Source organism: Nocardia ninae NBRC 108245 (assembly GCF_007990755.1).
GTDB lineage: Bacteria > Actinomycetota > Actinomycetes > Mycobacteriales > Mycobacteriaceae > Nocardia > Nocardia ninae.
In genome coordinates, this window is the sequence record NZ_BJXA01000003.1 from 235,645 (window position 1) to 258,876 (window position 23,232).

The 23,232-nt window shown below is 64.0% G+C and carries 22 protein-coding genes; 16 read left to right on the forward strand and 6 right to left on the reverse strand.

What is annotated here, in order from left to right:
- Positions 1 to 580: 580 nt before the first annotated feature.
- The 7 genes from NN4_RS04820 to NN4_RS04850 all read left to right on the forward strand — a co-directional run bounded on the left by NN4_RS04820 (position 581) and on the right by NN4_RS04850 (position 7,619).
- Positions 581 to 1,228: a TnsA-like heteromeric transposase endonuclease subunit gene (locus NN4_RS04820; RefSeq protein ID WP_222594983.1), complete on the forward strand. Its 648-nt coding sequence runs from the start codon at positions 581 to 583 to the stop codon at positions 1,226 to 1,228.
- Positions 1,225 to 3,330, forward strand: a complete 2,106-nt coding sequence (locus NN4_RS04825; RefSeq protein ID WP_246180703.1) for a Mu transposase C-terminal domain-containing protein — start codon at positions 1,225 to 1,227, stop codon at positions 3,328 to 3,330. Before NN4_RS04820 ends, NN4_RS04825 begins: the two co-directional genes overlap by 4 nt.
- Entirely contained in the window at positions 3,318 to 4,343 is a 1,026-nt protein-coding gene (locus NN4_RS04830) for a TniB family NTP-binding protein (RefSeq protein WP_147128722.1), read from the forward strand. Before NN4_RS04825 ends, NN4_RS04830 begins: the two co-directional genes overlap by 13 nt.
- On the forward strand, positions 4,343 to 5,014 hold the full coding sequence (locus NN4_RS04835) for a TniQ family protein (protein ID WP_147128723.1): 672 nt from the start codon (positions 4,343 to 4,345) through the stop codon (positions 5,012 to 5,014). The genes NN4_RS04830 and NN4_RS04835 overlap by 1 nt, the downstream gene beginning before the upstream one ends.
- A gap of 399 nt (positions 5,015 to 5,413) precedes the next feature.
- Positions 5,414 to 5,917, forward strand: a complete 504-nt coding sequence (locus tag NN4_RS44770; protein ID WP_222594981.1) for an ArsR/SmtB family transcription factor — start codon at positions 5,414 to 5,416, stop codon at positions 5,915 to 5,917.
- Positions 5,918 to 6,261: 344 nt separating this feature from the next.
- Positions 6,262 to 6,999: an ArsI/CadI family heavy metal resistance metalloenzyme gene (locus NN4_RS04845; RefSeq protein WP_147128725.1), complete on the forward strand. Its 738-nt coding sequence runs from the start codon at positions 6,262 to 6,264 to the stop codon at positions 6,997 to 6,999.
- A gap of 77 nt (positions 7,000 to 7,076) precedes the next feature.
- Complete coding sequence (locus tag NN4_RS04850; protein ID WP_186818267.1) at positions 7,077 to 7,619, forward strand: DinB family protein; 543 nt, start codon at positions 7,077 to 7,079, stop codon at positions 7,617 to 7,619.
- Positions 7,620 to 7,742: 123 nt separating this feature from the next.
- Here the strand turns inward: NN4_RS04850 and NN4_RS04855 are convergent, their stop codons facing one another.
- Both NN4_RS04855 and NN4_RS04860 read right to left on the reverse strand, forming a co-directional pair.
- Positions 7,743 to 8,738, reverse strand: a complete 996-nt coding sequence (locus tag NN4_RS04855; protein WP_147128726.1) for an alkylmercury lyase family protein — start codon at positions 8,736 to 8,738, stop codon at positions 7,743 to 7,745.
- The gene (locus NN4_RS04860) at positions 8,738 to 9,136 is read right to left on the reverse strand and encodes a MerR family transcriptional regulator (RefSeq protein WP_147128727.1); all 399 of its coding nucleotides are present in this window, start codon (positions 9,134 to 9,136) and stop codon (positions 8,738 to 8,740) included. The genes NN4_RS04855 and NN4_RS04860 overlap by 1 nt, the downstream gene beginning before the upstream one ends.
- Positions 9,137 to 10,194: 1,058 nt before the next feature.
- Between NN4_RS04860 and NN4_RS04865 the strand changes: the two genes are divergently transcribed.
- Positions 10,195 to 10,890, forward strand: coding sequence for a methyltransferase domain-containing protein (locus tag NN4_RS04865; protein ID WP_147128728.1), 696 nt, complete (start codon positions 10,195 to 10,197; stop codon positions 10,888 to 10,890).
- 71 nt (positions 10,891 to 10,961) lie between these two features.
- A complete protein-coding gene (locus tag NN4_RS04870) occupies positions 10,962 to 11,504 on the forward strand; it encodes a YdcF family protein (RefSeq protein WP_246180704.1) in 543 nt (180 codons plus the stop codon).
- A 32-nt stretch (positions 11,505 to 11,536) separates the two neighbouring features.
- Here the strand turns inward: NN4_RS04870 and NN4_RS04875 are convergent, their stop codons facing one another.
- From NN4_RS04875 to NN4_RS04890, 4 genes are all read right to left on the reverse strand, one after another.
- The gene (locus NN4_RS04875; RefSeq protein ID WP_147128730.1) at positions 11,537 to 12,499 is read right to left on the reverse strand and encodes a M56 family metallopeptidase; all 963 of its coding nucleotides are present in this window, start codon (positions 12,497 to 12,499) and stop codon (positions 11,537 to 11,539) included.
- Positions 12,496 to 12,870, reverse strand: a complete 375-nt coding sequence (locus NN4_RS04880) for a BlaI/MecI/CopY family transcriptional regulator (protein ID WP_147128731.1) — start codon at positions 12,868 to 12,870, stop codon at positions 12,496 to 12,498. Before NN4_RS04880 ends, NN4_RS04875 begins: the two co-directional genes overlap by 4 nt.
- Positions 12,871 to 13,972: 1,102 nt before the next feature.
- Positions 13,973 to 14,623 (reverse strand): DsbA family protein, encoded by a 651-nt coding sequence (locus NN4_RS04885; RefSeq protein WP_147128732.1) that lies wholly within the window; start codon positions 14,621 to 14,623, stop codon positions 13,973 to 13,975.
- 156 nt (positions 14,624 to 14,779) lie between these two features.
- Complete coding sequence (locus NN4_RS04890) at positions 14,780 to 15,346, reverse strand: copper resistance CopC family protein (protein WP_186818268.1); 567 nt, start codon at positions 15,344 to 15,346, stop codon at positions 14,780 to 14,782.
- Positions 15,347 to 15,432: 86 nt separating this feature from the next.
- On the opposite strand from NN4_RS04890, the gene NN4_RS04895 reads away from it, so the two are divergent.
- From NN4_RS04895 to NN4_RS04925, 7 genes are all read left to right on the forward strand, one after another.
- A complete protein-coding gene (locus tag NN4_RS04895; protein ID WP_147128802.1) occupies positions 15,433 to 16,401 on the forward strand; it encodes a cytochrome c oxidase assembly protein in 969 nt (322 codons plus the stop codon).
- 224 nt (positions 16,402 to 16,625) lie between these two features.
- Positions 16,626 to 17,549, forward strand: a complete 924-nt coding sequence (locus NN4_RS04900; protein WP_371865618.1) for a cation diffusion facilitator family transporter — start codon at positions 16,626 to 16,628, stop codon at positions 17,547 to 17,549.
- A gap of 619 nt (positions 17,550 to 18,168) precedes the next feature.
- Complete coding sequence (locus tag NN4_RS04905) at positions 18,169 to 19,341, forward strand: PLP-dependent cysteine synthase family protein (RefSeq protein WP_147128734.1); 1,173 nt, start codon at positions 18,169 to 18,171, stop codon at positions 19,339 to 19,341.
- Positions 19,338 to 20,591 (forward strand): MFS transporter, encoded by a 1,254-nt coding sequence (locus tag NN4_RS04910; RefSeq protein WP_147128735.1) that lies wholly within the window; start codon positions 19,338 to 19,340, stop codon positions 20,589 to 20,591. The genes NN4_RS04905 and NN4_RS04910 overlap by 4 nt, the downstream gene beginning before the upstream one ends.
- Positions 20,592 to 20,805: 214 nt before the next feature.
- Complete coding sequence (locus NN4_RS04915; protein WP_371865615.1) at positions 20,806 to 21,651, forward strand: thioredoxin-like domain-containing protein; 846 nt, start codon at positions 20,806 to 20,808, stop codon at positions 21,649 to 21,651.
- Complete coding sequence (locus NN4_RS04920) at positions 21,641 to 22,345, forward strand: DUF305 domain-containing protein (RefSeq protein ID WP_246180705.1); 705 nt, start codon at positions 21,641 to 21,643, stop codon at positions 22,343 to 22,345. The genes NN4_RS04915 and NN4_RS04920 overlap by 11 nt, the downstream gene beginning before the upstream one ends.
- 151 nt (positions 22,346 to 22,496) lie before the next feature.
- Positions 22,497 to 22,859: a BlaI/MecI/CopY family transcriptional regulator gene (locus NN4_RS04925; RefSeq protein WP_147128737.1), complete on the forward strand. Its 363-nt coding sequence runs from the start codon at positions 22,497 to 22,499 to the stop codon at positions 22,857 to 22,859.
- The last annotated feature ends 373 nt before the right edge of the window (positions 22,860 to 23,232 follow it).

Below are 23,232 nucleotides of genomic sequence, written 5' to 3' on the forward strand. Positions count from 1 at the left end.
TCGTGTACATCCGCTGCTCGAGCAGCGACAGAGGTTCGTGGTCTGTCTCCGCCATGGCAGACCCCTGCTGACAGGATTTGAACCTGCGACCACCTGACACCGGTTCAGGGCGTTATGTCCGGTTCCTGATGCTTCCCATGATCACCCGAAATCGCCCGCTACCAGCGGCGATTCGGAAACCAATCAGCTCTGCTCGTCGCTTCCCGCTGGTTCCCATCCATTCTGTGCTGTAGTTGTGCTGTGGGTTCGAGTGCTCCCGAGCTCTCGGGGAGTGATGCTTCGCCCCGCCGAGCGGCCTTCCGCGTGTCGCGGAACCGACACGCGGCGCGATTTCAGGTATAGCAGACCTTCAGCAAAGTGTCCTGTGCCAACCGATCCGACGCATCCTGTCCGGTCTCATTTGATTTGATGCAGTCTCACTGACCTGATACATCGGCGTGTCTGTCTCATATGACTTGATACACGGCATAGTGTTCGGCATGTGACGAGCGCGGCGCTCGATCTGGGCGTGGTTGGTCACGGCGGTTTCGAAGTCGAGTTTCGTACCGCCGACGGTGGCCGTGCCCGCGGCTCCTTGGCCATGTGCTGGAGCGATCTGCTGAACCGGGGCGGGCTGCCTGTGCGGTCATTTCCGTCCTATCGCGGGCAGCGCAACTGTTCGGGGTGGTGGTGGTTGTCGCACACCGGAACCCACGTCGGTTACGAGTCCTGGCTCGAGCGTGACAATCTGATGGTGCTCGATGCCGATCCGGATGTGGTATCGGTTGTGTCACAGCCGTTCTGGCTGCACTGGTTCGATGCTGATCGGCCGAAACGGCATGCCCCGGATTTCCTTGTTCGGCATCGGGACGGCACCGTAGCCGTTATCGATGTGCGCGCCGACGACCGTGTCGAGGTCGATGATGTGGCCGTGTTCGCTATGACAGGGCGCGCATGTGAATCGGTGGGGTGGGGCTATCGCCGGGTTGGGACTGTTGATCCGGTGCTGGCGGCGAATCTGCGGTGGTTGTCGGGGTATCGGCATCCGCGCAACCGCTCGGACTCCGCAGCTGCGAACTTGATGGCCGCTTTCAGGTGCGGACGTCCGTTGTTGGAGGGCTGCTGCGAGGTTGGCGACCCGATTGAGGTGTTGCCGACGCTGTTCCATCTGTTGTGGACGGGTTCCCTGGTCGTGGACTTGCTCACCCTGCCTTTGGACGCGTGGACGTCGGTGAGGTCGGGGCCATGACCGGGTTACGCCAGGGCGTGGTGCGGGTGGGCGATGAGATCGAGATCGCTGGTGTCGGGTATGTCGTTGGCGCGGTGACCGGTTCGGGTGTCGAGTTGGTCGATACCCTCGGTGGGGTCGCGTCGGTTTCGGTGTCTGCGTTGGTCAATGATCCGGGGTTGAACTTGGTGTCCGCTGTCCGCGCGCCGCTTGTCGCCGGGGATGTCTTGGCGGGAATCCCGGCGGCGGCGGTGAAGCGGGCGAAATGGTGGGAGATCCAGGTCGTGGAGATTCTCACCGGCCGCCCGCCTGGTTGTTCACCGTCGACCCCGGTCCGGCCGGAATACCGATCCGACCGGACGCTGCGGCAGCGTGAGATGGCCAAGCTCGCCGAATTACGGGCAGCGGGTGAGGATCTCACCTTGATCACACTGCAGCGTCAGCGGCGGGCATATCAACAGGACGGCTTGTTGGGTGTTCTCGACCGCCGCTGCCGGCCGCGAAACTCGACGGTGGGTCGCGTTGATGAGCGTGTGGTCGACGCGCTGCGGCGGGTCATCGACGCCGAGACCGACCGCTCCACCGGCACGGGGACACGGTTGATGCGCCGCACCCACCAGATGCTGGAGACCCAGCATGGGGCCGATGCACCGGCGATGCCGTCACGGGCGACTTTCTACCGGCTCGTGCGACGCTTGTCCGAGGGCAAGCACACCCTCGGGTCGGCTCGTACGCGCCGATCGTTGGCCAAACAACCCGACGGCCCGTTCTCGGCGGTCAGTGTCGCCCGACCGGGCGAGGTGATGGAGATCGACTCGACACCGCTGGACGTGAGGGTTGTCCTCGACGACGGCACCGTTGATCGTGTGGAACTGACCGGCCTGGTGGATATTCGGACACGCACCATCGCGGCGGCCGTGCTGCGGCCGACCACGAAAGCGGTCGACGCGGCGTTGCTGTTGGCCCGGGCGTTGACACCCGAACCGATGCGGCCGGGATGGCCGGACGCACTACGGCTGTCGCGGTCGGTGCTGCCGCACCGGCGGCTGACCGGCATCGACCAGCGGTTGGCCGATGCCGCCGCTCGTCCGGTGATCGCGCCGGAAACCATCGTCGTCGATCACGGCAAAGCGTATCTGTCGCAGACGTTCCGATCGGCGTGCTTGTCGTTGGGCATCAATCTGCAACCGGCCCACCCCGACACTCCTACCGACAAAGCGAAAGTGGAACGCACCCTGGGGTCGGTGGGCACGTTGTTCGCCCAGTATGTCGCGGGCTACGTCGGCCCCTGCGTCGAGCGGCGCGGCAAAAACGCTGAGCGCCACGCCGTCTGGTCGATGCTCGAACTGCAGCAGCTGCTCGACGAATGGATCGTCGCGGTCTGGCAGAACCGGCCGCACGACGGGCTTCGCGATCCGGTCACCCCAGCCAAGGCGCTGACCCCGAACGAAATGTATTCGGCGATGGTCGAACTCACCGGATATGTCCCGATTCCGCTGTCACCCGATGACTATATCGAGCTGTTGCCAGCGACTTGGCGGACCATCAACTCCTACGGGATCAAGCTGAACAACCGCACCTACGACACGAAAGCGCTCAACCCGTTGCGCCGCCAACACTCCGGCGTCGAGCATCGCAACGGACGGTGGGAGGTCCATCACGACCCCTACGACGTGTCGCGGATCTGGGTCCGCAACCACCACGGCGGCGGTTGGATCACCGTCAGCTGGACCCATCTGCGCACCGCCCCAACCCCATTCGGGGAACTCGCATGGCAACACGCTCGGACCGTGTTGGCTCAACGAGGACACGACAAGGCCACCGAAGCCGAAATCGCCTCGTCTGCAGCCGATCTGCTCGACCGCGCCGAACGGGGACCATCGGGACCAACTACACCGGCACAGCAGCCGTCGGCGCGGGATCGCAGGGTCACCGGACGCACCAAGGCAACCAATGAACCGTCCTGGCCTCGGCCCGAGGCACCACCACCGGAACCCGACGACGGCATCTGCCCCGCTCCAACGCGGACAGGCGTCGATTCCGGCGACGAACCGGCAGCGGCGAAAGTCATCCCCCTGCCCATCTTCGATGCCCGGAAAGAAGCCGAACGATGGCCGTTTTGACCCCCGTCAGTCAGCTCGACGACCGCCGCCAACCCACCACCACGCTGGAAGGCTGGCGGCGATTCGTCCAAACCGAACCATCCCCGCAGTTCGAGCTGCTCCCCGAACGGGAATGGAAGACCCTCGACGAGCAGAAACGAATCGAATACGACGAGGCCCGCATCGCGCATCACGCCGAACTAGTCGTGGTCACCACCTCCACGATCACCGAGATCACCAACGAAGGACGACTGCTCACGCTGCTCAATCAGCGCGAGATCGGCGCTCGACGCGGCCTGATCATCTCGGGGCCTGCCGCCACCGGAAAGACCACCGCGATCAAGCAACTCGGCAGATTCCACGAGCACCGCATCCAGATGCGGTTCCCAGGCACCGACCGCATCCCGGTCGTCTATGTCACCGCCCCGCCGAAAGGTTCACCCCGCAAACTGGCGATGGAATTCGCGCGCTTCCTCGGACTGCCCTCGATACGGTCCCGCCACAACGTGACCGACATCGCCGACGCAGTCTGCCAGGTCCTCATCGATGCCCGCACCGACATCGTCGTGATCGACGAAATACATAACATTTCCCTGGCCACCAGCGCCGGTGAAGACATGTCCGACCACCTCAAATACTTCACTGAACACCTCCCCGCGACATTCGTCTACGCAGGCATCGACGTCGAACGCTCCGGGCTGTTCACCGGGCTGCGAGGCCGCCAGATCGCCGGACGCTGCCTGGTCGTCAATACCCGCCCGTTCCCCTACAAAACCGAATGGCAGCAACTGGTCGGCGCGATGGAATCAACGCTGCGACTGCACCACCACAAGCCCGGCGCCCTGGTGAACGCGGCTGATTACCTGCACCACCGCACCGGCGGGATGATCGGAAGCCTCGGCCACCTCATTCGCGCCAGCGCAATCCGCTCCATCCTCGACGGCACCGAACAGATCACCCAAACCAGCATGGACACCGTCCGTGTCGATCACGCCGCCGAATCCATGGCCCGCCGCGGCGGAGTCACCCACTGATGACCACCGCCGAACGATTCTGGAACCCCGGCCCCTACCAGCAGCTTCCACGCCGCATCCCACTCTTCCAGAACGAAACCATTGCTTCGTTCATCACCCGCTTGGCTGCCGCCAACCACATCGCCGTCGACGACATGCACGATCACCTCGGCGGATGGGAACCTGACCGGGACTGGATCAACCTCGAATGGACGTCCTTCGCCACCGGCTACTCCATCGAAACCCTCATCGATCGACTCCCCGGATTCACCCGCCCCGACCTCGAACGCCTGCCCATCGGCACGGCCTGCCGGCGATGCGCAGTCCGGCGCGGAGTCCTCGGGCCCGTGACGATCTATCGCGACCTGCACCTCAATGTCTGCCTGCGCCACCGACTTTGGATCGGAGGCGACAGCCATGCAACCCAGAAGGATGTGACGTCCTTTCCCGACCTGATCCGAGCTCAGCGCCAGCACAACCTGCTCATGCATCGACACGGCGTCCAAACAACGACAGCCGCCTTCACTACTGCCTCCCAGGCACTGCAACACGGGACCGACTTCGCCACCTACCCCGACGCAGTCGCTCTGACCGGCATCCTCATCAGCGAGCGCCAGCCGCCCCCAGAACCCTCGAATCCTCGACCCAGGTCGCCGCGACGAGCCGGTGCCGACATACATCAGATCATTTGAAACGGCTGATTCGCCGTCGTCTCAATGGAACTGATGCAGTGCAGCTCAGCGGCTCGCCTCCGCATCAGGTCAGCTGAGACCGGACACATCCGACCTGCGGTCTGCCATCGAGTTGATGCAGTAGTGCTCGGACATTTGCGCGCCGCTCGGCCGGGTAGGCAGAGTCTTTTGGCTGGTGAGGGCAGAGTTTGACGTCTAGTGGGTTGGTGCCTGAATCACCGGAGGTTCGAATAGATCACGGAAGATCAGCCTGAATACGTTCGCGAAAACGTTCGCGGGCGATAGGACGACCTTTGGCGTGTCGCTGAGCGACACGCCAAAGGTTTTGTTGTACAGCAACCTCTGGCGAACAGGCTTGCATTCGGGGCTGCACTAGGAATCGGCGGGACGCGGAGTCCTATGGTGTTCAAGCAGGTGATGGATCGCCACCTGTGCCCGAATCGTGGACGGAGTACCGGATGGGACCATGCCTCGCGCCTGGGATGGGCGCAGGGTTACACGATTTCGTGTAATAGTGAAGGCGTGTCAGAGGTTATCGGACTCAGCCCTCGAAGTGCTTCGCTGGCAGCGGGGAAGCCGTCGTTGGCGCAGCGGCCGCTGGTCACTGGTGAGCAGGCGGCGGCGTTGGTGTCGCTGTTCAAGATGCTGGGCAACGATACTCGGCTGCGACTGCTGCATGTTCTGCATCGCCAGGGTGAAGTCACAGTGGGCGGGCTGGCCGAACAGGTGCAGATGCGCCCGCAGGCTGTCTCGAACCAACTACAGCGCCTGGCTGATCGCTCGATGGTCGCAGCCCGACGTGACGGCAATCGGATCTTCTACTCGATCGCCGACCCGTGCCTGCCAGCGGTCTTGGAACTGGCGTTGTGTTTGATCGAAGATTCAGCCACTGACGGCCGCTGACCTCAGCAACACCTATACGCCGCAGCACCTCGTCGGCGATCTCCACGCCGCCGATATGGATCGTCGGCGAACTCACCCCCAGCTCCGCCTGCCGGATCGTGGCTACCGCGGCCACGCTGCATGGTGAGTTCGATGCCGATCGTTCGCATGCCGGGGTGCCCAGATCCACTGCCTCGTCGAGGGTTTCGGCGGTGGCCTCGCACCGTGTGCAGCCATCGACATCGAGATGCATAATCTCGATCTTCGTGATCCGTGCGCCTGATCTGGTGTTGACTTCTTCGACTCTTCCATTCCACTATTAAACGAGTACGTGTAATAGTTGTCTACGGTTTCGAGGAAGTCTCATGTCGCGTTTTCAGTTGTCGCTCAACGTCTCCGACGTCGAGGCCGCCGTCACCTTCTACACCGAGCTCCTCGGGGTCGAGCCCGCCAAACATCGCGACGGTTACGCGAATTTCGTGGTGTCCGATCCGCCGCTGAAGCTGGTCCTCATTGAAGGGGAAGGCGCACCCGCCACCATCAACCACGTCGGCATCGAGGTCGCCGACAGCGAAGCGGTTGTGCGCCAAGCCCACCGGCTCGCCGAGGCGGGCCTGCACACCCGCGTCGACCCCACCCACACCTGCTGTTATGCCACCCAGGACAAAGTGTGGGTCGCCGACCCCGATGGCACCCCATGGGAGGTCTACAACGTCATCGGCGACACCGGCTACTTCGGTGCCGCCGGTAGCGACCGCGCAGACCTCGCACCGGTCGTCCCGATCGAGCGAGACGAACTCATAGCCAAGATGGGGGCGGGCACGGTCGTGCTGATCGATGCCCAAGGGCCGGGCTGGTACGACAAGGGCCACCTGCCTGGCGCGCATGCCGTCGACTGGGACGACATCACCGCCACCGCCACCGCGCACCTGCCCAGCCGCGACACCGAAATCGTTGTCTACTGCTGGAATTCGACATGCAGCGGATCAGAAACCGTCGCCGCCGAGCTGACCCGCCTGGGCTACCGCAACGTGCGCCGATACATCGAGGGCAAACAGGACTGGCAAGCCCACGGGCAGCCACTCGCCGTCACGGCCCGCTGACCTACCGGTGCAAGTCCTGGCTATCGTCGCGGATCGGGCGACAGTGGAGGTAGACCGTTCGAAGAGATGAGTCCGCCATGGCCGAGATCGATCGATCCCCGATCCACGCCGAACTGGAACGAGTCCGCGCCGACTTGCACCGGCTCCTCGACTCCGCGATGCCAGCGGACTTCGACCGGGTCTCTGACGGTACGCGCTGGACCAACGAGCAATTGTTGTTCCACATGGTGTTCGGCTACATGGTGGTCCAGCGCCTGCTGATCCTGATGCGGCTGTTCGATCGGCTACCACCCAGGATCAGCCGGGGCTATGCCCGGCTCCTCGACGCCGGAACCCGCCCTTTCCACTGGGTCAACTATCACGGATCGTGCGCGGCAGGCCGGGTCTACAACAGAGGCCGTATGGGCGCCAAGCTCGACCGTGTCATCGCCAGCCTGCACCGCCGCCTCGACAGTGCATCCGAGCGGGACATGGCCCGCGGCATGTACTTCCCCACCCGGTGGGACCCCTTCTTCACCGAGTACATGACCCTGACAGACCTATTCCACTACCCGGCACAACATTACGACTTCCACCGCAACCAACTCACCATCACCGGGCGCACAGGCCGCCAACCCTGACCGCTCGCCCGGCGTGGCTACTCCTCATCCAGCGAGGCGGAACCACCGGGTCCGGATTAAGAAGACTCGACAATCCGAGGATCAGCGGCCGACTGATCACCGGCTCATCGAGCTCGACTGTGGTCAGTCGCGAAGCAGGCTTGCGAAGATGCGGCTGCCCAACTCGTGTGCCTCGGCAAGATCCATCACCGCACCACCGATCTCGGGATGGCCCGCAGCCCAGGCGTGGGCGCCGGACCGGTCGGTGAAGAAGTTCAGATAGCTACAGCACGTGTCCGCCGAGGGACCTCGAGAGGCTGTTCCGCCGACGAACACCACCGTGGTGACCGGGTGTACGAGGAGATGCTCGGCCTCGATCGAGACCGTGATCGGCGCGCCGGTGACCGGGTCCGCGGAGGTGATGTACACATCGGTGTCGAGCATGGCGGCCAGGCCGAGGGCATCGATCGCACACATGGTGTAAACGGTTGCCCCGCCTGCGATCTGGGCTCGATGCGGGGTCGGTGCGGTCGAGAACGGATAGGCCGAGACGATTGCCGACCCCTCCACATCCAGGCGGAGGACATCGCCGTCATGCAGACGCCGCAGCACCTCGGCGACCGAAGCGCTATGCCCGGTAAGCACTTCGGTGAGCGCACCCAGGGTCGGCGGGACACCGTGCGCAACAAAACTGCGCAGGATCGCCTGATGCACTGCCTTTTCTGCCGGATCGGCCGGTCGGGCAGCACCGCGCCACGTGTCCAGGGTATCGACCGGCCCTCGATCCGCGGCTGAGGAGCAACACGGCGTGGGCTGGTCGCTGTCGCACGATCCGGCGGCCACTGGCAGGCTCAACGCTTCGCGCAGCGCAGCGACCGACGGTGCACCATCGAGCCTGCCGTCCTCGTGCGAGTACAGCCGGCACGACAGGCTCGGCAACTGACCGGTGGTCGGGAAGGGGTCGTGTCCGTCGATGAGCAATGTCGGTGATCCCGTCATTCCCGCTGCGGCGGCTTGGTCCGAGTCGTCGATGACACGGTGGGCGATCTGGACCGGTTCACCGGCGCTGGCTTGGCGGATGCGGTCTTCGAGGACCGCCACGTTCGGGCAGTCCGGCACCTGAAGGATCTCCAGTCTCATCAGCATTCTTCCTTGTGTAGTGAGGTCAGTAGCGGACACGATCGGCGCGAGCGCGGCAGCTCGCAGGTCGCGACGAGCTCGGTCAGTGACTGCTGCATGCGTTGCAGATCAGCGATCCGCTGGGCCAGCTGCCCGATCCGCGCCTGGGCTAGTGCGCGGGCGGTGTCGCAGTCGGCGGGGCCGCCGTCGGCCAAATGCAGCAACTCCTCGATCTCGTCGAGGCTGAACCCCAGCTCTTGAGCGCGTTTCACGAACCGCACCGTCTCGACCGCCTCGTCGGGATAGCTGCGGTAGCCACCCGCAGACCGCGGGGGTCGCGCGAGCAGGCCGCGACGCTCGTAGTAGCGCAACGTCTGCGCGCTCACTCCCGCACGCGCCGCCAGTTCACCGGTCCGCATCCGCCCATTCTCAACCCTGTACCCAGGAACAAGGTCAACCCACCACGTGAGAACGCTCGGTGCTCGTCGAGTGTTCGGCGTGGGCTGGTTGATCCTGTTGGCCGGATCGGTAATCGCCGGCGCTGCAGTGACTGGGCGCTGGTTCCTCGGCCGGTCAGTGTGCAGCTAGTGCCGCTACCCAGCAGCGCGTGGTCTGCGCTTGGGGTTAGCTGGGCGGTGAATCAATCCATGGCTGCACAGGAAAAGTCCTCGCAGAATCCCCTCTCAGCCCTGTCGCGATTGGGATGCTCGATGCTTGTCCGCCGGGTGTCGTCGCGAACACGTTGCGCCGCTGGCGGCGCAGACCGTTGCGGGATCGTGCATGCATTCGCGTGCAGTGGGTAATACGAGGTTGTTTAGTAGGTTATGCGAAGGAGATGATTTCGATGGCGGAGATGTGCATGCAGACGATGGGCATGATGCGTGACTGGTGGAACCGAATGTTCCCTGGCATGCCCATGCTGTGATCGTGTAGTGGTCGCGGGCTTCGCGAGCTCGACGTTGCTCGTCAGTGCCGTCGGGCAGGGTGGAGCTGCGTAGAGCGTCCCTACTGTTGGGATGCATCAGGATTAGCTTGCGCGCCGGATCGCCATCGGCGCCGTTCTGGCGTCCAGGCGGCGCCATCTGAGAGGCGACTGCCAGTGATGGGCTCCTCCCTGTCAGTTGGGACGAGCCCACCCGTTCCTGTCCTGCTGAGCGGGACGGCTGGGCGTTGGGTCATATGTTCGGCTGCGGCACCCGACGGTCGGAACTGTCGACGTCGAGGGTACTGCTCTACTAACCTATATAGTATGAATGGCCGCGTGGGGCCGCCCCTATGTGGGGTTCGGAACTCAGGTGGGCAGGCATCCGCGCTGTCCGCGCGCAATTTCGAACGGTGGCGGATACGGCGGGGTCGTGGTTCGGGTACCGGCCAGATCGACTCGTCCTGTTGAATGGGAGAACCGGGATCAATGTCGAATCCTGCTCGGCACGAACCGAAGCCAAGGCTGAGAAAGAGAGTGCTCGCGTCAGCGAATGTGTTGCTGACTCCGTCCGGCTTTCAGTTGGTCAGACGAACCGACGAGTTCGAGGACTACATACCCTTCGAGCAGACGCAAGCGGCCGCAACGGCAGCAGGATTGTCAGTTGGGGACTACATCGATCGGGAGTACAACGTCCCCGGCTGCACGCAGGACACCATCGATCAGATGGCCGAATTAGGGGCCTTCGACCGGCCGATTTGCCGCGTATGTGAAATTGGACCGGGATCGGGGCGATACCTGGAGAAAGTGATCGCCAGGTGCGCACCGCAGTCCTATGAGATATACGAAACTGCTGGCCCATGGCGTGACTGGCTCACGACGACATACAACGTCACGGCGCGGCCGACCGACGGTGTCAAACTTTCGGCGACCCCCGATGGCACAGTGGATCTCGTCCATTCCCACAAGGTCTTGAACGGCCTGAAGATCTTGGATATCTGCAGCTATTTTTACGAGATCGCGCGAATCGCCGGCCCGGAGAGCGTGGTGGTCTTCGATATCTTGACCGAAGACTGCCTCGACGAAGACACGTTGCGCCGCTGGCTCGATTCGGGTGCCGGTTACGTCACCAGCATGACCACCAAGCAATTCGCGGTCGACTTCTTCGGCCGACGCGGATTCGAATGTGTAGGAAGCTTTTTCGCGACATCGATGCCGGGGAAGACACACTATCTGGTGTTCAAACGATAGGCCGTGACCGAGGAGAGGCCATCGAGCTACGTCGAACAGGGGTGACCGGGGCACGCAGAGTCTTTCGTCGCGTGCTTGTGGTCGGCTCGGTGCTGTCGGTGGTTGCAGCCGTCTACGTGACCGCGTTGTGGCCGGTGTATGTCCGACCTCGAGCCGACCACCCGGCGGCGGCGGACGCGGTTGTGGTCCTCGGTGGTGCACATCCTCGTGACCGTGAGCAGCTGGGCTTCGAGCTTGTCCGGGATGGCTATGCGCCGCAGCTGATTTTGTCGAACTCCCATTACGGCGACGACCTGCCGGATCACGATCAAACGCTGAACCGGATCTGCGCCAGCACTTATAGCTTCAAGGTGCATTGCTTAGCGCCTGTGCCGGATACCACGCGCGGTGAGGCCCGCGAGATCGTCCGCTTGGCGCGCGAAGAACGGTGGCAGCGGGTGATCGTGGTGACGTTCATCCCGCACCTGTCCCGAGCTCGGTACATCATCGGCAAGTGCTTCGCCGGCGAGGTCTTGATGGTGCCTGCTCGCTCGCGCCTGTCAGTGCGTGAATGGGCTTACAACTACGTGCATCAGTCGTTTGGATATGGGCGGGCGTACTTCGAGAACTGCTAGCCCGCATCGTTGTCGGCGAGCCTGGCGATCTGCTAACTGGTGAAAGGGAGGCACATCACGGCACCATGCGCGGCTCCGGAGAGCGCCAGTACCGGTGTGGATGCGACGACGACGCCGAACGCGGTGAGCTGAATAAGGCTGCGCACGCGTCGAACTGTATTAGCGGGTGCGGCGAGCCGGACGACCCGCGCGCTGATGCTCACCGTTGCGGCGCCGAGCGCCCCTCTGGGGATGGGCACCGCCCCGGCGAGGCTCAGAATCGCGCCGAGGACCGCAGGCTTGCCATGGTCTTGGGCGGCCCGATCGTCGGCGCACATCTCGAGCAACCGGGCGACTTCGGTTTCAGCAACGGTGAACAGCTTGACCCGGGGGAGGGCACCGGCGAGGGCGCGGGTCGCTGCCAGTATGAGGTGATGCCGTCCGGTCAAATGAGCCCGCTCATGCGCGAGAACGGCATCGAGATGGCTCTTTTCGAGCACGGCTAAGGCGGCCGTGGTGATCACTACCGTTCGGTGGCGTCCAGCCACCGAGTAGACAGCCTTTTCCGGAACATCGATCACCAGCCCGTCCACGCCTTGCACCCGGCGGCCGATGATCTGCACCGACCGAGCGTGCCGAGTGCTGGTCACTCGTGTGCGGGCGACCGACCGAAGAACGCGGAAGCCGAGCACCGCGACGAACCCTGACAGCGTCGACGTCAGCACTATCACTGCAAGCCGCGCTGCGGAACCGTCATTGCCGGAAAGGACCGAACGCAACACGGCAAAACACGTGCCGAGCAACGACGAATCCGGCTTGTGCCAGATACGGATGGCATCGGCGATCAAGGCGACCGCAGCAGCCATCCATGAGGCCAGAACACTGGTGAGGGCTGCAAGCCAGACCGCCACCGCGAACGCTGGAGCCCGGCCGCCGGCGGTCACACGCGGTAGCAGCCGCGGCGTCATCACAGAGACGAGGGCGGAGTACACCAGCAGGCAGACTGCGGAACTCACCGTTTCTTCCTCTTGGCAGCCAATCCACGCAATACCGTTCGCAACGCGGCCGATTCGTCTTCGGTGATCTGCTCGACGAAATGAGCGAGCACGAGATCCGAGCGTCCGCCGCCGCCGAGTGCATCACGCATCAGCTTGGCGCTGTATTGCTCACGGCTGAGTGTCGGCCAATAATCGTAGGCTTTGCCTTGCCGTGTTCGCTCCAGCCAACCTTTGCGATGCAAGTTGTCCATGATGGTCATCACGGTGGTGTATGCGATCTCCCGGTCGCGGAGCAGATGTTCGTAGACCTCCCGCACCGTGATGGTGTCGTCAGCCGACCAGACGCGGTCCATCACGACCGCTTCCAGATCCCCGAAACGATGGGCCATCGATCCTCCTCGTTCTCGGTCAGCCCAGTCTACGACCGTGCCTCCGAACAATCGGCACTGCCGGACCCCAGTAGGCAGACCGACGTACTGTCACCTACCTGGACGTTAGGGCCAGTTTGGGACGCAACGACACCTCGCTCACCACCAACCACCGCACTTATTTCTACTATGTATCATAGTAGCTAGAGCTATTGGCTCGCAGAGAAAAGTGGGTTCGGGTCCAGTGACGATCGCGCAGTGGCCGATGCGGCGTTGGATAGTTGCCGCCGCGGCCTGCCGGTGCTCGAACGCGGAGCCCACGCCGGTGCCGCGGTCGCTGAGTGATTGTTTTTGCTGTGATTCCGCTGGCTTGGGATATTTGACCGATCCTCATGACACCTCCGGTTCGCGGAGGAGATTCGGACGGATTCACCCTTGACATTCCACCTTACTGGAAGGTTCATGATGGTGGCAGAGCCCGCCGAATGCAGCAACAGATGAGGTCACCGACCCCGATCCCCGCAGCCCGCGGCAGGTCGAGTTCTCGATCGCAGGCATGACATGCGCGTTGTGCCCGGCTGCGGCCGGCCTGTTGAACCCTTGATCGCTGGGCTCGGCGATGGCGTTCTCCAGCGTGTTCGAGTTGTCGAACAGCCCGCCGCTGCAGCGGCTCCGCGCCGCGGACCAAGTCTTGGCAGAGGAGCGTGATGTCCCTGCCAGTGCGATAGTGCCGGCGTTCGGCACAACGCAGAGCGGCAACAAGGCCGGACCCGGTAGGCGAGTCGGAACAGATGAAACACACCAGAGGAGATAGAACAATGACACCGAACATGTTGGCCGGCCTGCAGTCCTGGTGGAACTGCCAGCTGATGATGCTCGGCCTCGCCGAATGCGGTATGTGCTCCAAGATGCCCCAGTAACCGGCGGTTGATGGAATCGTTACCTGTCACGCTGGCGGTGCTGGTCGGCATGAGTATCGGGGAAGCCCGGTATTAAACCGGTTCATCATGTCGGTGCTCGTGTTGATTTCCGAGAACACGAACGCGAATTGCCATGCCCAGCAGCCGATCATAATCCGGCTGCCCGTCGACTGGAAATCGCACAGCGGCCACGCGCCTTGACCTCAGCGCAGTGCTTGATCGAGTGCGTTGGAGAGGTCTTGATAGCTGCGCGGTGTGATCCGTTGTCCGTTGAGGAAGAAGGTGGGGGTTGCGTCCACTCCGAGGGCTGTGCCGTCGGCGATGTCGGCGCGGATTCGGTCGAGGGTGGCGGGGTCGTTGTATGCGGCGTCGAATGCGGCTAAGTCGAGTCCGAGGTCGGCGGCGAAAATCCGGAACACGTCGTCCTTCGGTGTCCGCTGCTCACCCCATACGGACTGTGTTTCGTAGAGTCGCTGATACATCTGCTCGAACTTGCCTTGTTGTGCCGCCGCTTCGGCGGCGCGGGCTGCTCGTTCGGCGTTGACGTGGGAAGGAATCGGGAAGTAGCGCACGACGAAACTGACCCTTTCGCCGTATTCCTGCCGCAACTTCTCGACGAGGGGGTATACCCCGCCGCATGCTTCGCATTCGAAGTCGAGGAACTCCACGAGGGTCACTCGACCATCCGGGACTATCGACAGACGGTGACTGTTGGCTCGAACCAGCGCTGATTCGCCGGCCATGACGTCGGCCCGCGGGTCTTCGGCTCTGGACCTATTGGTCAGCAGCAATGCCACCAGACCCACGCCGCAGATGAGCGCCAGGGTCAACGCAATTCTTGCGGTACGTGTCATCCGAGGGCACCTTGGAGCACATCCAACGGAACGGGTAAACGGGAGCAAATGGGCACGCGGTCACACTACAGATCTCATGCAGAGATCGCTATGGAACGAAATTCAGTTCCCACCAGGCCCATTCTGGGCGGCCGGTCGCGTCGTCGCGGCCTGTCGTCATTCGCGAGGTTGCCGCTGTGTCTTTCGGGGACTGCGCAGTGCGAGGACCATACCGGCGATGAGAAGTCCCCCGAGTGCACAGGCGAGGATCCATCGAACCGCACTGCCGTCCCCGGCGGGGGCGGACTCCGGTCGTGCCGTTGCCGACGGCGCTGCGGGTTGGGCCTGGGGCGCAGCCGAATCTGGAGGCGGTAGGTCCGGAGCCTGTGTGAGAGTGAACGAGTATGTGCCTGCGATGGGGTGGCCGTCGGCGGAGACGACTCGGTAGGCCACTGTGTATCGCCCGGCGGGGATGGCCGGGCGAATATCGGCCCGCGCTTTCGCGCCCTCGACAGTGGGTTTGGTTGGTGCCCAACTGGTTCCGTCTTCGGCGGTGACTGTCAGGTTCGCGAATTGCTGTTCGATGTTCTGGTTGAACACGAGCTCTACCCGCTGGGGCGCAACAGCGATGATTCCATCGGGTGCCGGATCGGAGCTGACCAATTCGCTGTGTGCGAGCGCCGGACCCGCGCCGGTCAGTGCGGCGGCGACGATTATCAGCACAATCGCGACGATTGATCTCACACGCACTCCCGACAGGACATTTCAGGCACAGCGCAGCAGATGCTACCGGTCCAGACGTGAAGCCGCTTGACCCTCGCCGGTCGCCGATGGAAGGTGCATCTGTGAATCTTGCCGACACCGTGCACCTTCCCACAGCGCCGCCTTCGCTGGGCACTTTGCTGGAGTGGAATCCCCAGCCCGTGCCGCTGCTGCCGATCATCGGGCTCACGCTGGCCGCGGTGTACGGGTGGGGCGTGCTGCGTATGCATCGCTCGGGGCGGGGCTGGCCGTGGTGGCGCACAGCGTGTTTCGTCAGTGGATGCTTGCTGCTGGTCGTGGTGATGGGGCTGGCGATCGAAGGGTATGGCCACAAGGTCTTCAGCGTGTGGATGTTCCAGCACCTGACGCTGTCGATCACCATCCCGCCGCTGCTCGTGCTGGGTTCCCCGGGTCAGTTGTTACTGCGCGCGAGTGCCCATCACGGCCTGGGAAGGCTGTTGCTGGTGGCCGCCCTCGCCGGTCTGCGCAGCCGCACGGCCCGTACTTTGTTGCACCCGGCGGTCACCATCCCGGTGTTCTTGTTCAGCTACTACGGCCTGTATTTCACACCGATCCTCGACACTGTTGCTTCGGTGTGGTTCGGACACATCGGCGTCGAGGTGTTCTTTCTGGCAACGGGTGTGTTGTTCATTGTGCCGATTCTGTCGACCGGCCCCCTGCCGATCCGGCAGACCAATCTGGGGCGACTGTTCGACATTTTTCTCGAGATGCCGCTGCATGTGTTTTTCGGCGTGGTCCTGATGATGGCGACCACCCCGGTGCTATCGATGTTCACCGACCCGCCGGCCGGATGGGGCATCGACCCGCTGATGGATCAACAAACCGCGGGCGCCTTGGCCTGGTCATACGGTGAGCCGATCGCGGTGGTCATCGTGGTCGTCTTCGCGGCACGCTGGTACCGCGACGAAACCCGCGGCACGAGCACTGGGCTGCTACACGCGCAACGCGGCGAGGACGAGGACCGCGAAGCGTACAACAATTATCTCAGACAGCTGCACCACCGCGGTTCTGCCTGATTCGGGGACTCCGGTCCTCGCTCCCGGCCGCTGCCGGGGGTAATCCGGCAGGCAAGTCTGTTGGCGGCGCCGCTGGCCTGGCGTGAACCGGCAGTTGCAGGACTGTGTCGTAGATTCTCGGGTGCCGCATATATGTACATGCGAATGTTACGATGCGGCAGCCGATTATCGCCCGGCAGACGGGTTGCGCGGTGTCGGAGCTGGCAGCGGTAGGAAGGATGGCGGTGGGACACGGGCACGATCACGGGGTTTCGGCGGCGGAGGCGGGCAGCGCTTCCGGGAAGTACGTTCGGCGCCTGGCGTTGGCGATCGGGCTCGGCCTGATCACGCTGGTGACGCAGTTGGTGGTCGGGTTGTCCACCTCGTCGCTGGCATTGCTGTCGGACTCCGCGCATGTGTTCACCGATGTGTTCGGTGTCGCCATGGCCTTGGTGGCGATCATGCTGGCGCGCCGCTCGGCGCGTAGTGCCGAACGTTCCTACGGGATGTACCGCGGTGAAGTTCTCGCTGCCCTGTTCAACGCGGTGCTGCTGTTCGTGGTGGCAGGGTGGGTGCTCTACGAGGCGATCGGCCGGCTCGCTGACCCGCCGGAGGTGCCGGGACTGCCGGTGACACTGGTCGCTGTCGTCGGTCTTGTGATGAACGTGGCCGCCCTTCTGCTGCTGCGCAGCGGCGCTGAGCACAGCCTCAACGTTCGCGGCGCCTACCTCGAAGTGATGGCCGACATGCTCGGCTCCCTCGGGGTCCTGGTCAGCGGCCTGGTCACGATGATCTTCGGCTGGCGCTACGCCGACCCGCTCATCGGTATCGGCATCGGCCTGTTCGTCTTGCCCAGGGCCTACAGTCTGGGTAAACACGCCCTGCGAATCCTGCTGCAGCATGCTCCGGCAGGGTTGAATGTCACCGAAGTCGATGCCGCCCTGCAGGCCCTGCCCGGGGTTCAGCAGGTCCATGACCTACACGTGTGGACTCTTACCTCCGGAATGGAAGTCGCCTCGGCTCACCTGACGATCGCCGAGGACGCAAACCCGAGCGCGGTCCTCACTGCGGGGCAGCGACTGCTGGCCGACAGCTACAACCTGCACCACGCCACATTGCAGGTGGAATCTGCGAGCAGTGCCGAACACTGCCAGCGCATGTCCTGGTAGTCGCGTGACCCGCCCGGGTCGCCGTGTGCTCGGGCCTGCGTCGAATACTCCCGAATGCCACGACACGTTGAGGAGTTCGCCTGTGACCCCGACTGTGGTCGGATAAGGTGCAGCACGTGGTTCACGGACCGCTCGGTCGCTTCTTGGCTGCGTTGTGCGCGGCCGTGTGGATGCTGACCATCGCGGTTCCGGACTGTCACCACGATTCGTCCGGGTCGCAATTGGCGATGTCGGTTTCTGTCGAAACCGCATGCACCACCGGTGAGCTCACCCCCGAGCGACATCTCGGAGTCGATCATCCCGGCGACATGTTGTGTCTGCCGGGATCGCATCTCAGTCATGACGCCCTGGTAGCCGTGCCACGTGCCGAAACGTCACCGAGCCCACCGCCGACGGCGTTCGTGGCCATATCAGGTGGACTCGTAGCGCAATATCCGATCGCCCGCCACGGTCCTGGCGTGTTCGCTTCCGATGGAGGCGGGCGATCGATCCTGACTCGACTCTGTATCGCGCGGTGCTGATCGACAGGCCCGCGCCGACCGCTGCGTAGGTCGGCCGGTGACCCGCTGTTGACCAGGTCCGGCCACCCTCCCGGGTGCCTACAGAATCGAGATTTCGGATGAACCACGTTCTTCTCGACCAGATCTGCGCATCACCAGCTCAACTAGTGACCGACGCGAGTCGGTGCCGCCGACCCGACGGCCTGGTCGGCAATACGCCCGTGCTGTGGATCGGGCCCCCGATCGCCCCGGCGGGACACGGATTCTGGGCCAAGCTGGAGGGCTGTAATCCCGGCGGTATGAAAGATCGCCCCGCCCTGCACATGGTCCGGCGGGCCAGCGCGCGCGGCGAGCTGCAACCAGGCGCACGCATCATCGAATCCACCAGCGGCACACTGGGACTGGGTTTGACCCTGGCGGGCACCGTGCACGGCCATCCGGTCACCGTCGTCACCGATCCCGGGATGGAACCACTGGTCCACCGCCTGCTGACTGCCTACGGCGCCCAGGTCGAGGTGGTCACCGAGGCACACCCCAGCGGCGGCTGGCAGCAGGCGCGCCGTGACCGGGTCGCGGCATTGCTCGCCGCCGATCAGCACGCGTGGTGCCCCGACCAATACAGCAACCCCGACAACACCGCGGGTTATGAATCGCTTGCGCTGGAACTGGTGGCTCAACTGGGCCGTATCGATGTGCTGGTGTGCTCAGTGGGCACCGGCGGGCACTCCGCGGGGGTGACCCGGGTGCTGCGACGTTTCTTCCCCGACATGCGATTGGTCGGTGTGGACACCGTCGCCTCCACCATCTTCGGTCAGCCCGCGGGCCCGCGGCTGATGCGAGGGCTCGGGTCGAGCATCCATCCGCGCAATGTCGACTATGCGGCCTTCGACGAGATCCATTGGGTGGCTCCAGCCGAGGCGGTCTGGGCTGCACGGACACTGGCAGCGACCCACCATGCCAGCGGCGGCTGGAGCGTCGGTGCGGTGGCGCTGGTGGCTGGTTGGACAGCGGGGGTATGTGCGGCCGACGTCCGGGTCGCCGCCGTTTTCCCCGACGGACCGCAACGCTACTTCGACACCATCTACAACGACGACTACTGCCGTGAGCACGACCTGCTCGACACCGATCCACCTGTCGAACCCGCTACGATCGCACATCCGGGCGAGCGGGTCGTGCGGTCGTGGACGAGGTGCACGAGCGTCATCGACCCTCGGGAATCGAGCACACGAGCCGACAATCCGGCACGGCCTGCCATAGGACACGGGAACGCGACGTCGGTGGTAGATCGATGATCGGTGCGTTGCGCGGCTTCGCCAGCTTCGACCTGCCCAGCCGAATGCTGATGATCAACCAATTCGCCATCAACCTCGGCTTCTACATGCTGATGCCGTATCTGGCCGGGTACCTTTCCGGCACAGTGGGTTTGGCGGTATGGATGGTTGCTCTGGTGCTCGGTGTGCGCAATTTCGCCCAGCAGGGCATGTTCCTGATCGGGGGGACACTGGCCGACCGACTCGGCTACAAACCTCTCATCGTGGCCGGGTGTCTGCTGCGCACAGGCGGATTCGGGCTACTGGCATTGGTGGATTCGCTCGCTGCGCTGCTGATCGCCTCAGCGGCAACAGGTTTCGCTGGAGCGCTGTTCAATCCAGCTGTGCGCGCCTACCTCGCCGCGGACGCCGGGGAACGGCGGGTCGAAGCTTTCGCCCTGTTCAATATGTTCTACCAGGCCGGGATGCTGGCAGGACCGCTGGTCGGAGTTGCCTTGATGGCGCTGGACTTCCGCACCACAGCACTGGGAGCAGCGGCAGTGTTCGCGATACTGACCCTCGCCCAGCTGTGGGCGCTGCCCCAGCATCACGGCGAATCCGAACCCAGAGTGTCCTCGGTGTGGCAGGACTGGCGGATCATCCTGGCCAACCGGCGCTTCGTCGGATTCTCCGCCGCAATGATCGGTTGCTACGTGCTGTCGTTCCAGGTATATCTCGCGTTGCCGATGCAGGCGTCCTTCCTGAGCGGCCCAGCGTCACCGACCGGGCTCGTGACCGCGATCTTCGTGGTGTTCGGCGTGGTCTCGGTCGCCGGGCAACTGCGCATCACCGCCTGGTTCACCGACCACTGGGGCACCGACCGAGGTTTAGTGGCCGGGGTAGTGATCCTGTCCGCCGCGTTCGTGCCGCCACTGCTCGCGCCCAGCGCGGCACTGTGGGGCACCGGTGTCGCGGTCGCCGCACTACTGTGCTGTGCGGCGCTGCTGGCAATCGGATCCGCAGCGGTGTTCCCCTTCGAAATGGACACCATCGTGACGCTGTCGGGTAACCGCCTCGTAGCCACCCATTACGGCTTCTACAACACCGTCATCGGTATCGGCATCCTGCTCGGCAACCTCGGCACCGGCGCGGTCCTCGACACCGCCCGCGATGCCGGTTTCGGCGCACTCGCCTGGGCGGGCCTCATCGCGATCGGCGCCACTTCCGCACTGGGCCTGCGCACCGTGCAACGGTATCCGCGACTGCAGCCGGCCCCGGCCGCCATCGGATGAGCGGTGCTGTGCCTCCACGCCACAAGTGGAGGCACAGCACCCGGGCCTGGTGAGGATCGCTCGGCGACGTGGTCGATCACCATCGCTCGTGCTCCTGCTCGTAGGTGATCGCCAAAATCGGCACAGACAAGCACATTCGTATCAACTATCGTGCATAGTAGTCGCCGGAAGCAACAGCGACCGAAACGGCCGTGCACCCGGTGGGGCATGGCTGGTGCCGAGCGGAAGGAACGTCGAGGTGGCCGGAAAGCCGAGTCGGAGACCAGGAACGCCGAAACGACCGGCCGCGGGCACCAAACGCTCGAAGGACCCGGTGCGCGCACTGACCGGCGGTCGGCGGATGCGGTGGGACATGGTCGGTGCCGCGGTCGTGATCGTCGCGCTGATCGGCGTGCTCGCCTACAACTATGTTCCGAAGTATCTCGACCAGGCCGACGCCCAGCGCTACAGCCCCAGCGCCGCACAACCCGATCCCTCCGACCGGATCGACGGTGTGGAGAAGAAGGAATATCCCGCCGGTAAACATGTCGCGGGCTCGCAGCGGGTGGCCTACAACCAGAGTCCTCCGTTCGGTGGCCCGCACGACCAGTACTGGGCCACCTGCACCGGGATGGCCTACCCGCAGCCGATCCGCAGCGAGAACGCCGTGCATTCTCTCGAACACGGCGCGGTATGGATCACCTACAACGCCGACCTCGTCGGCGAACGCGACGTCGCGGCGCTACAAGCCAAGGTAAAAGGCAAGCCGTACATGCTGATGTCTCCGTACCCTGGGCTGAGCGCGCCCGTGACCTTGCAGTCCTGGGGCCGCCAACTCGAAGTCGACAGCGCCGACGACAAGCGCATAGACCAGTTCATCACCGCGTTGCGACAGAACCAGAACACCCACCCCGAGTTCGGAGCCAGTTGCTCCACACCAGGAGGCGGGTTCGATCCCAACAAACCGCCACCCTTCGACCCGACACCACCAGGACCCGATGCCGTACCCGTCGAAGGTGCCGCCGCACCTGCCGCGCCTGCACCGGGCACTGCTAGCCCGGAGGTCGACGGTGGCAACTGACACCTCCGCTGCCACCCGGACCGACACGCCCACCCTCGGCTACCGGACCCAGCTGGCGCTGATAGCGGCACTGGTCGCGACGCTGACCATCGGAGTGGTCCTGGGCTTCATCGGTCGCGGCCAAATCAACGACGGTGACACCGCGCCCACTCCGGGCACCGACCAAGTCGAAGTCGGCTTCGCCCAAGACATGTCGGTCCACCACAGCCAAGCCGTCGAGATGTCATCCATGGCGCTGTCCCAAGCGGTCGACCCCGCCGTGCGCACCCTGGCCTATGACGTGCTGACCACCCAGCAAAGCCAGATCGGCACGATGCACGGCTGGCTGGTGCTGTGGGACCAGCCGACGATCTCGACCCAGCCGGCCATGAGCTGGATGCGGGGAGCGACCACCTCGATGCCAGGGCACAGCATGCCTGCAGACGGCACCATGAAAATGCCCGGCATGGCCACCCCCGAGGAACTGACGGCGCTGCGACGCACGATCGGCCCAGCGTTCGACTCGCTGTATCTGCAACTGCTACTGCGCCACCACGAAGGCGGACTGGCCATGGCCCGCTTTGCCCGCGACAACACCACCATTCCCGCCGTCACAGCACTGGCACGCCAGATCGACTCCGCGCAAACTGCCGAAACCCAAACTCTGCGTGAACTTCTCGACCAGCGAGCTGTCGCACCCCTGCCTATGAATTGACCGCACAGACCGAGCGCGGAGCCAAGTGGCAGGTGGGAACTATGGCGGATAGTTGTAGTGTCGGCTTGGCCGCTGCGATGGCGCATCGCGGAGTAGCGACACGCGCACACGCCGAGGCCCGCACGGGAGCGTGTGGGAAAGGACAGGGGTAATGCACGGGCTCGGCACCCTCGAATCACGGGTGATGGATGTGCTGTGGGCAACGACCGAAGCGTTGACTGTTCGCGATATTCTCGAGCGTCTGCCGGATTCCTACGCCTACACCACCATCCTGACCGTCGTGACCCATCTCTACGAGAAGCAATGGGTGGTGCGGGTCATGCATCGGCGTGCGTATCTGTATCGCCCAGCCAGTACACGCGCCGAGGCCACCGCGAGGGCGGTGCGCGAGATCATTGATGCCAGTAACGATCCCGAGGCGGTTCTGCTGCATTTGGCCAAATCCACCAGCGACGCCGAGTCCGACGCGTTTCGACGTGGTTTGGTGCGGCGGACGAGACGGTCGACGAAATGATCGTCGCCTTTGGACTGGGATTGTTCGCGGCACTGTTGTCGGTGGTAGCACCGCGGGTCCTTCGATCCATGATGCTGGCGGCCTCGCCGCGGGTGATGGCGGCGGCCTGGCTGACCTGCATTACGGCCGTCGTCTTCCTCGCAGGGTGCGCAGTGCTCGTTTCGGTGTGGCCGGGACACGCGTCAGTAGTCGAGACCGTTGAAACGACGATGGTTTGCCTGACCGCTTTCCTCCACACAGCACCGGCCTGGTCCATCAATCCGTGCGCGGTGTTGGGAGCCGTTGTTGCGGCTGCGGTAACCGGCCGGCTAGCGGTGACAGCACGTCGATTGTCACGGGCAGGGGCCCGGATCCGGGCGTATCACCGAGACGT

What these genes read in the sequence shown, in the direction of transcription:
- NN4_RS04885 (WP_147128732.1), bottom strand. Translation starts at nt 14,623, where the DNA reads ATGACACGTACCGCAAGAATTGCGTTGACCCTGGCGCTCATCTGCGGC.
- NN4_RS04925 (WP_147128737.1), top strand. Translation starts at nt 22,497, where the DNA reads ATGCACGGGCTCGGCACCCTCGAATCACGGGTGATGGATGTGCTGTGG.
- NN4_RS04825 (WP_246180703.1), top strand. Translation starts at nt 1,225, where the DNA reads ATGACCGGGTTACGCCAGGGCGTGGTGCGGGTGGGCGATGAGATCGAG.
- NN4_RS04830 (WP_147128722.1), top strand. Translation starts at nt 3,318, where the DNA reads ATGGCCGTTTTGACCCCCGTCAGTCAGCTCGACGACCGCCGCCAACCC.
- NN4_RS04880 (WP_147128731.1), bottom strand. Translation starts at nt 12,870, where the DNA reads ATGGCCCATCGTTTCGGGGATCTGGAAGCGGTCGTGATGGACCGCGTC.
- NN4_RS04860 (WP_147128727.1), bottom strand. Translation starts at nt 9,136, where the DNA reads ATGCGGACCGGTGAACTGGCGGCGCGTGCGGGAGTGAGCGCGCAGACG.
- NN4_RS04895 (WP_147128802.1), top strand. Translation starts at nt 15,433, where the DNA reads ATGGAAGGTGCATCTGTGAATCTTGCCGACACCGTGCACCTTCCCACA.
- NN4_RS04820 (WP_222594983.1), top strand. Translation starts at nt 581, where the DNA reads ATGTGCTGGAGCGATCTGCTGAACCGGGGCGGGCTGCCTGTGCGGTCA.
- NN4_RS04845 (WP_147128725.1), top strand. Translation starts at nt 6,262, where the DNA reads ATGTCGCGTTTTCAGTTGTCGCTCAACGTCTCCGACGTCGAGGCCGCC.
- NN4_RS04835 (WP_147128723.1), top strand. Translation starts at nt 4,343, where the DNA reads ATGACCACCGCCGAACGATTCTGGAACCCCGGCCCCTACCAGCAGCTT.
- NN4_RS04905 (WP_147128734.1), top strand. Translation starts at nt 18,169, where the DNA reads ATGAACCACGTTCTTCTCGACCAGATCTGCGCATCACCAGCTCAACTA.
- NN4_RS04855 (WP_147128726.1), bottom strand. Translation starts at nt 8,738, where the DNA reads ATGAGACTGGAGATCCTTCAGGTGCCGGACTGCCCGAACGTGGCGGTC.
- NN4_RS44770 (WP_222594981.1), top strand. Translation starts at nt 5,414, where the DNA reads ATGGTGTTCAAGCAGGTGATGGATCGCCACCTGTGCCCGAATCGTGGA.
- NN4_RS04850 (WP_186818267.1), top strand. Translation starts at nt 7,077, where the DNA reads ATGGCCGAGATCGATCGATCCCCGATCCACGCCGAACTGGAACGAGTC.
- NN4_RS04910 (WP_147128735.1), top strand. Translation starts at nt 19,338, where the DNA reads ATGATCGGTGCGTTGCGCGGCTTCGCCAGCTTCGACCTGCCCAGCCGA.